General features: G+C 69.5%; 9 protein-coding genes. All 9 read left to right on the forward strand.

Features of this window, described 5'->3' with window-relative positions; genetic code table 11:
* The coding region (gene carB / locus JAO81_RS41045) for a carbamoyl-phosphate synthase large subunit (protein ID WP_199553117.1) at window positions 1-1,701 on the forward strand (1,701 nt) is incomplete at its 5' end.
* Between the two features lie 81 nt (window positions 1,702-1,782).
* Window positions 1,783-2,886, forward strand: a complete 1,104-nt coding sequence (locus tag JAO81_RS41050; RefSeq protein WP_199553118.1) for a quinone-dependent dihydroorotate dehydrogenase — start codon at window positions 1,783-1,785, stop codon at window positions 2,884-2,886.
* Window positions 2,883-3,725 (forward strand): orotidine-5'-phosphate decarboxylase, encoded by an 843-nt coding sequence (gene pyrF / locus JAO81_RS41055; RefSeq protein ID WP_199553119.1) that lies wholly within the window; start codon window positions 2,883-2,885, stop codon window positions 3,723-3,725. Before JAO81_RS41050 ends, pyrF begins: the two co-directional genes overlap by 4 nt.
* A 213-nt stretch (window positions 3,726-3,938) precedes the next feature.
* Complete coding sequence (locus tag JAO81_RS41060; RefSeq protein ID WP_199553120.1) at window positions 3,939-4,823, forward strand: dihydroorotate dehydrogenase electron transfer subunit; 885 nt, start codon at window positions 3,939-3,941, stop codon at window positions 4,821-4,823.
* Window positions 4,820-5,773 carry a dihydroorotate dehydrogenase gene (locus JAO81_RS41065; protein WP_199553121.1) on the forward strand — a complete coding sequence of 318 codons (954 nt, stop codon included), beginning with the start codon at window positions 4,820-4,822 and terminating at the stop codon, window positions 5,771-5,773. The genes JAO81_RS41060 and JAO81_RS41065 overlap by 4 nt, the downstream gene beginning before the upstream one ends.
* Before the next feature lie 221 nt (window positions 5,774-5,994).
* Window positions 5,995-6,318, forward strand: coding sequence for an integration host factor (locus JAO81_RS41070; protein WP_005319887.1), 324 nt, complete (start codon window positions 5,995-5,997; stop codon window positions 6,316-6,318).
* A gap of 38 nt (window positions 6,319-6,356) precedes the next feature.
* Entirely contained in the window at window positions 6,357-6,914 is a 558-nt protein-coding gene (gene gmk, locus JAO81_RS41075) for a guanylate kinase (RefSeq protein ID WP_187816113.1), read from the forward strand.
* Between the two features lie 43 nt (window positions 6,915-6,957).
* Window positions 6,958-7,230, forward strand: a complete 273-nt coding sequence (gene rpoZ, locus JAO81_RS41080) for a DNA-directed RNA polymerase subunit omega (RefSeq protein WP_052577452.1) — start codon at window positions 6,958-6,960, stop codon at window positions 7,228-7,230.
* Between the two features lie 105 nt (window positions 7,231-7,335).
* On the forward strand, window positions 7,336-8,051 hold a 716-nt coding region (coaBC, locus tag JAO81_RS41085; RefSeq protein ID WP_199553122.1), incomplete at its 3' end, for a bifunctional phosphopantothenoylcysteine decarboxylase/phosphopantothenate--cysteine ligase CoaBC.

Consider the following 8,051-nt stretch of genomic DNA (forward strand, 5'->3'; position numbering starts at 1 on the left):
GCGGCGAAGACGCCGTACTTCTACTCCTCGTATGACGAGGAGAGTGAGGTCGCGCCGCGGACGAAGCCCGCGGTGATCATTCTGGGTTCGGGTCCGAACCGGATCGGTCAGGGTATCGAGTTCGACTACTCCTGCGTCCACGCCTCGTTCGCACTGTCCGAGGCGGGTTACGAGACGGTGATGGTCAACTGCAACCCGGAGACCGTCTCCACCGACTACGACACCTCCGACCGCCTCTACTTCGAGCCGCTCACGCTGGAGGACGTGCTGGAGATCGTGCACGCCGAGCAGCAGGCCGGCCCGCTCGCGGGTGTGATCGTGCAGCTCGGCGGCCAGACCCCGCTGGGTCTGTCGCAGGCCCTGAAGGACAACGGCGTCCCCGTCGTCGGCACCTCCCCGGAGGCCATCCACGCCGCCGAGGACCGCGGCGCCTTCGGCCGCGTCCTGGCCGAAGCCGGCCTGCCCGCCCCCAAGCACGGCACCGCGACCACCTTCGCGGAGGCGAAGGAGATCGCCGACGAGATCGGCTACCCGGTCCTGGTCCGCCCGTCCTACGTCCTCGGCGGACGCGGCATGGAGATCGTGTACGAGGAGGCGCGGCTGTCCTCGTACATCGAAGAGTCGACCGAGATCAGCCCGACCCGGCCGGTCCTGGTCGACCGGTTCCTCGACGACGCGATCGAAATCGACGTGGATGCGCTTTACGACGGCACCGAGCTCTACCTCGGCGGCGTCATGGAGCACATCGAGGAGGCCGGTATCCACTCCGGCGACTCCGCGTGCGCGCTGCCCCCGATCACCCTGGGCGGGTTCGACATCAAGCGGCTGCGTGCCTCAACCGAAGGCATCGCCAAGGGTGTCGGGGTCCGCGGGCTGATCAACATTCAGTTCGCGATGGCCGGCGACATCCTGTACGTCCTGGAGGCGAACCCGCGCGCCTCGCGCACCGTCCCGTTCACCTCGAAGGCCACCGCGGTGCCGTTGGCGAAGGCCGCCGCGCGGATCTCGCTCGGTGCGACCATCGCCGAACTCCGCGCCGAGGGCCTGCTCCCGGCCACCGGTGACGGCGGCACCCTCCCCCTCGACGCGCCGATCTCCGTCAAGGAAGCCGTCATGCCCTGGTCGCGCTTCCGCGATATCCACGGCCGTGGCGTCGACACCGTGCTGGGCCCGGAGATGCGTTCCACCGGCGAGGTCATGGGCATCGACTCGGTCTTCGGCACCGCCTACGCCAAGTCACAGGCCGGAGCCTACGGGCCGCTGCCGACCAAGGGCCGGGCATTCATCTCCGTCGCCAACCGCGACAAGCGCTCCATGATCTTCCCGGCGCGCGAACTGGTCTCGCACGGCTTCGAGTTGATGGCCACCTCCGGCACGGCCGAAGTCCTGCGCCGTAACGGCATCAACGCCACCGTGGTGCGCAAGCTCAGCGAGGGCGAAGGCCCCAACGGTGAGAAGACGATCGTCCAGCTGATCCACGACGGCGAAGTCGACCTGATCGTCAACACCCCGTTCGGCACGGGCGGTCGCCTTGACGGCTACGAGATCCGCACCGCCGCCGTCGCCCGCAGCGTGCCGTGCCTGACCACGGTCCAGGCACTCGCCGCCGCCGTCCAGGGCATCGACGCACTCAACCACGGTGATGTGGGCGTGCGTTCACTGCAGGAACACGCCGAGCATCTGACCGCGGCTCGCGACTAGCAGCCCAGGAGGGGGACACCGGAAACGGTGTCCCCCTCTTCATGCGGCCCCCAGCTCGCGACCAGACCTAGGACTTCCGACATGTACAAACTCTTCTTCAACCTCGTCTTCAAGCGGATGGACCCGGAGCAGGCCCACTACATGGCCTTCCGCTGGATCCGGCTCGCCGCCCGCATCCCCGTCCTGCGGACGTTCGTCGCGGCCGTGCTCGCCCCGCGCTTTCGCGAACTGCGCACCGAGGCAATGGGTTTGCGGATGCACGGCCCGTTCGGGCTCGCGGCCGGCTTCGACAAGAACGCCGTCGCGATCGACGGCATGACCATGCTCGGCTTCGACCACATCGAGATCGGCACGGTCACCGGCGAGGCACAGCCCGGCAACCCCAAGAAGCGGCTGTTCCGGCTCATCTCCGACCGTGCGCTGATCAACCGGATGGGCTTCAACAACGAGGGCTCGGCGGCGGTCGCGGAGCGTCTCGGGGCCCGTAAGGCGGCCTTCAAGACCGTCGTCGGCGTCAACATCGGCAAGACCAAGGTGGTCCCGGAGGCCGAGGCCGTCGGCGACTACGTGAAGTCCACCGAGCGGCTCGCCGCCCACGCCGACTACCTGGTCGTGAACGTCTCGTCCCCCAACACCCCCGGCCTGCGCAACCTCCAGGCCGTCGACCACCTCCGCCCGCTGCTCTCGGCGGTACGCGAGGCCGCGGACTCGGCGGTACGGGACCGCCGGGTCCCGCTCCTGGTGAAGATCGCGCCCGATCTCGCCGACGAGGACATCGACGCGGTGGCCGACCTGGCCGTGGAGCTCGGCCTCGACGGCATCATCGCCACCAACACCACGATCGGCCGCGAGGGTCTGCTCTCCGACCCCGAGCTGGTCAAGGAGACCGGCGGACTGTCCGGCGCGCCCCTCAAGGAGCGCTCCCTCGAGGTCCTGCGCCGCCTGTACGCCCGCGTGGGCGACCGGATCACCCTGGTCGGCGTCGGCGGCATCGAGAACGCCGAGGACGCCTGGCAGCGCATTCTCGCCGGCGCGACGCTGGTGCAGGGCTACAGCGCCTTCATCTACGAGGGCCCGTTCTGGATGCGCGCCATGCACAAGGGACTTGCCGCCCGTCTGAACACCTCCCCGTACGCCACGCTGGCCGAAGCGGTCGGCGCCGACACGCGAAAGGTCTCCGTATGAGCATCGAATCGTTTGGCAGCCGCCTTCGGCGCGCGATGGACTCGCGCGGCCCGCTGTGCGTCGGCATCGACCCGCACGCCTCGCTGCTCGACTCGTGGGGCCTGCCCGACACGGTCGAGGGCCTGGAACGGTTCTCGCGCACGGTGGTCGAGGCGCTCGGCGAGACGGTCGCGGTGTTCAAGCCGCAGGCGGCGTTCTTCGAGCGGTTCGGGTCGAAGGGTGTGGCGGTGCTCGAGACCACCGTCGCGGAGGCGCGGGCCGCGGGTGCGCTGGTCTGCATGGACGCCAAGCGCGGGGACATCGGGTCCACGATGGCCGCGTACGCCGAGGCCTTCCTGCGCAAGGACTCGCCGCTGTTCTCGGATGCGCTGACGGTGTCGCCGTATCTCGGATACGGGTCGTTGAAGCCCGCCGTCGACCTCGCGCGCGAGAACGGTGCCGGTCTGTTCGTCCTCGCGCTCACCTCCAACCCCGAGGGCGGCGAGGTGCAGCACGCCGTGCGGGCCGACGGCCGTAACGTCGGGGCGACGATGCTCGGGCATCTGGCCGAGGAGAACGCGGGGGAGTCGCCGCTCGGGTCGTTCGGGGCGGTGGTCGGGGCGACGCTCGGGGACCTGTCCTCGTACGAGCTGGATATCAACGGGCCGTTGCTGGCGCCGGGGATCGGGGCGCAGGGGGCTACGCCTGCGGATCTGCCCTCGGTGTTCGGGTCCGCGGTCCGGAATGTGGTGCCGAATGTGAGCCGGGGTGTGCTTCGGCACGGGCCGTCTGTTGAGGCGCTGCGTGCTTCGGCTTCCGAGTTCGCGGAGCAGGTTCGGTCCGCTGTGGCCGGGGCCTGATTTCTGAGGGGAGCGGCCGGAGTGGGGGAAGGCAGTCCGTCGTAGACAGCGCGAGCCCGTGTCCACAGGTGCGGGCCGCGCGGGGGACCTTTGCCGGGCAAGCGGGGACGTTGCCCGCACTGCGGGGGCGTCGGCGCGGGCGATCGTGGACATGGAGATTCAGCGACATGTCCAGGGCCTGGCCCGAGCAGGGCCACCCGGAACGGAGAGCCCTTGTCCCGGCAACCCAGACCGACGCCCGCGCAGTCATCGGCCGAGATCCTCGCTCTCGAGCCGGTGGGTGCGTATCACCGGCTCGTGCTGCACGCGGGCGAGGCCGCGGCCCGGGTGTCGCCCGGACACTTCGCCGCCCTCGCCATCGGAGGCCGTGACTCCTCGATGCTGCTGCGGCGTGCGTTCTCCATCCATCGGGCCGATCCGGACGCCGGCACCATCGAGGTGGTCTTCGCCGTGCACGGCAGAGGGACCAGGGCGCTGGCCGCGCACCACGTCGGCGACCGCGTCGATCTGATCGCCCCGCTCGGGACGCCGTTCCCGCTGTCCGACGGGCCCGCCAGCGCCGTGCTCGTCGCCGGTGGTTACGGGAGCGCGCCGTTGTTCGGGCTCGCCGAGCAGATCCTCGACCGCGGCGGACGCGTCGGGTTCGTCCTCGGGGCCGCCACCGCCGGCAAGCTCTTCGGCGTCGGCCTCGCCCGCGCCCTCACCCCGCACGTCGCCGTGACGACCGACGACGGGTCGTACGGCGCCGAGGGCCGTGTCACCGGCCAACTGCCGGGCATGATCCGCGAACTCGGCGCCACCGAGGTGCACTCCTGCGGACCGATGCCCATGCTGCGCGCCGTCACCGAGATCGCCACCGCGCACGGCGCCACCAGCCACACCGCCGTCGAAGAGGCCATGGCCTGCGGCATCGGGATCTGCATGACCTGCGTGCTGCCGGTGGAGGGCGAGGACGGCGTGACCCGCTTCCTGCGCTCCTGCACCTCGGGCCCGGTCTTCGACGGGACGAAAGTGCGCTGGGCGGATACCGGGACGCTCCCGCCCGACCTCGAAGGCGCCGACGCCATGCGGCCACAGCACCAGGAGTGCGCGCGATGACGCCACGTATCGACATGTCGGCACCGCTCGGTGCGACCGTGACCCTGCCCAATCCCCTCAGCACCGCTTCCGGGTGCGCCGGATATGGGAGGGAGCTGGATCAATTCGTACCGCTCTCCGCACTCGGCACGATCACCACCAAGACGATCATGCCGTATGTGCGCTCCGGCCGGGCCACCCCGCGCATGGCCGAGACCCCGAGCGGCATGCTCAACTCCATCGGCCTGCAGGGCTCGGGCATCGACCACTTCATCGAACACGAGCTGCCCTGGCTCGCCGAGCGCGGCGCCCGGGTCCTCGTGTCGATCGCGGGGGAGCGCACCGAGGAGTTCGCCGAGGCCGCGTCCCGGCTCAAGGGGCAGCCCGGCGTCGTCGGTATCGAGGCCAACATCTCCTGCCCCAACGTGGCCAACCGCGGCCTCGTCTTCGGCTGCGACGCCGCCACCTCGTACGAGACGATCCGCGCCGTCCGTGAAGCCGCCGATCCTGGGCACCCCGTCTACGCGAAGCTCACGCCGGACGTCACCTCGATCGTCGACATCGCCGCGGCGTGCACGGAGGCCGGTGCCGACGGCCTCTCGATGATCAACACGCTGCTCGGGATCGCCATCGACACCGACACCCTCCGCCCGCGTCTCGCGGGCACGACGGGCGGACTGTCCGGTCCCGCGATCAGGCCGGTCGCGGTCCGCTGCGTGTACCAGGTGTACGCGGCGATGCGGGCGGGAGCGGTGCGGCAGGTGCCGATCCTCGGCATGGGAGGGATCACCTCCGGACGCGACGCGCTGGAGTTTGTGCTCGCCGGCGCCTCCGGAGTCGCGCTCGGCACCGTGCTCTTCAACGACCCCTCGGCGCCCTTGCGCGTACTCCGAGAGCTCGAATCGGCTCTGGCGGAGCGGGATTTCACATCGTTGCAGCAGGCAATCGGCCGCGCGCACCCGAGTAATTGACGTAGCGGACCCCCAAATCCGGGGTGAATTGCCCGATATGTATAGTTCGATCGAGGCTGACCTGGACTTTTCCGCTGTTCTCGCTGACTGGAGCGGTCCTGGCCGCTAGTCTCCGTCGGGAGTACACGGGTGACTGCGTCGCTCGTTGCTCCCCAGGTGCGGGGCTATTAGGTTCCTCACCGGTCCGTATCCGACAGTTCGACAACCGAGGTGACGTAGGCGTGGCTCTTCCGCCCCTTACCCCTGAACAGCGCGCAGCCGCGCTCGAAAAGGCCGCCGCGGCTCGCCGGGAGCGGGCCGAGGTCAAGAATCGACTCAAGCACTCCGGCGCCTCCCTTCACGAGGTCATCAAGCAGGGCCAGGAGAACGACGTCATCGGAAAGATGAAGGTCTCCGCCCTCCTCGAGTCGCTGCCGGGCGTGGGCAAGGTCCGCGCCAAGCAGATCATGGAGCGTCTCGGAATTTCCGAGAGCCGGCGTGTGCGGGGCCTTGGCTCCAACCAGATCGCGTCTTTGGAGCGTGAGTTCGGCGGCGGTGCCGCCTGAAGGTCTCAGGCACTCCTGAGAACCTGGATAATCGCTGCATGAGTGAACGTCCGCGGCTGACCGTGCTCTCCGGCCCCTCCGGGGTCGGCAAGAGCACGGTCGTCGCTCATATGCGCAAAGAACACCCCGAGGTCTGGCTCTCCGTCTCGGCGACGACTCGGAAGCCGCGTCCCGGGGAGAGGCACGGCGTCCAGTACTTCTTCGTGACCGATGAAGAGATGGACAAGCTGATCGCCAACGGCGAGCTGCTCGAGTGGGCCGAGTTCGCGGGCAACCGCTACGGCACGCCGCGCGCCGCCGTCCTGGAGCGTCTCGAGGCCGGTGAGCCGGTGCTGCTCGAGATCGATCTGCAGGGCGCCCGCCTCGTGCGCGAGTCGATGCCCGAGGCTCAGCTGGTGTTTCTCGCCCCGCCCAGCTGGGACGAGCTGGTGCGCCGGCTCACCGGCCGCGGCACCGAGGCGCCGGAGGTCATCGAGCGCCGTCTCGCGGCCGCACGGGTCGAGCTCGCCGCCGAGTCGGAGTTCGATACGACCCTTGTCAATACCTCCGTCGAGGACGTGGCCCGCGAGCTGCTAGCCTTGATGAACGTTGTCTGATCAGGCGTTGTCTGATCATTTTCCATTCTTCGGAAGGTAGAGCGTGTCCTCTTCCATCACTGCGCCCGAGGGCATCATCAACCCGCCGATCGACGAGCTCCTCGAGGCCACGGACTCGAAGTACAGCCTCGTGATCTACGCGGCCAAGCGTGCCCGTCAGATCAACGCGTACTACTCGCAGCTCGGTGAGGGTCTCCTTGAGTACGTCGGTCCGCTGGTGGACACCCACGTCCACGAGAAGCCGCTCTCGATCGCACTGCGTGAGATCAACGCGGGTCTGCTGACCTCCGAGGCCATCGAGGCCCCGGCCACGTAGTCACGCCGGCATTCGGCGGTTTTTCCAGTACAGGCCCGGCAGAGCGACTGCCGGGCCTGTGGTGTGTCATGGGTACGCAAGCCGGTTCGGAAATGGGGAGTGGCAGTGGACAAGCCGAAGGTCGTCCTGGGGGTCAGCGGCGGGATCGCCGCCTACAAGGCGTGCGAGCTGCTTCGCCGGCTGACCGAGTCGGGCCATGACGTCCGTGTCGTACCGACCGAGTCGGCGCTGCACTTCGTCGGCGCGGCCACCTGGTCGGCGCTCTCCGGACACCCCGTGTCGACCGAGGTCTGGTCCGATGTCCACGAGGTGCCGCACGTACGGATCGGCCAGCACGCCGACCTGGTGATCGTGGCGCCGGCCACGGCCGACATGCTCGCCAAGGCCGCGCACGGGCTCGCCGACGATCTGCTCACCAACACGCTCCTCACCGCGCGCTGTCCCGTGGTGTTCGCACCCGCGATGCACACGGAGATGTGGGAGCACCCGGCCACACAGGAGAACGTGGCCACGCTGCGCCGCCGCGGCGCGATCGTCATCGAGCCCGCGGTCGGCCGTCTCACCGGCGTCGACACCGGCAAGGGGCGGCTGCCCGACCCCGGGGAGATCTTCGAGGTCTGCCGCAGGGTGCTCGCCCGCGGGAACGCCGACGCGGACCTGGCGGGCCGTCACGTCGTGGTGAGCGCCGGCGGCACCCGCGAGCCCATCGACCCCGTCCGCTTCCTCGGCAACCGCTCCTCAGGCAAGCAGGGCTACGCCCTCGCCCGTACGGCGGCGGCGCGCGGCGCCCGCGTGACGCTGGTCTCGGCGAACGCCGCGCT

This window comes from Streptomyces sp. N35 (assembly GCF_016464295.1).
GTDB lineage: Bacteria > Actinomycetota > Actinomycetes > Streptomycetales > Streptomycetaceae > Streptomyces.

Bases quoted from the DNA above. Each gene is read 5' to 3' on its own strand.
- gmk (WP_187816113.1), top strand. From the start codon at position 6,357: ATGAGTGAACGTCCGCGGCTGACCGTGCTCTCCGGCCCCTCCGGGGTC.
- JAO81_RS41065 (WP_199553121.1), top strand. From the start codon at position 4,820: ATGACGCCACGTATCGACATGTCGGCACCGCTCGGTGCGACCGTGACC.
- JAO81_RS41050 (WP_199553118.1), top strand. From the start codon at position 1,783: ATGTACAAACTCTTCTTCAACCTCGTCTTCAAGCGGATGGACCCGGAG.
- pyrF (WP_199553119.1), top strand. From the start codon at position 2,883: ATGAGCATCGAATCGTTTGGCAGCCGCCTTCGGCGCGCGATGGACTCG.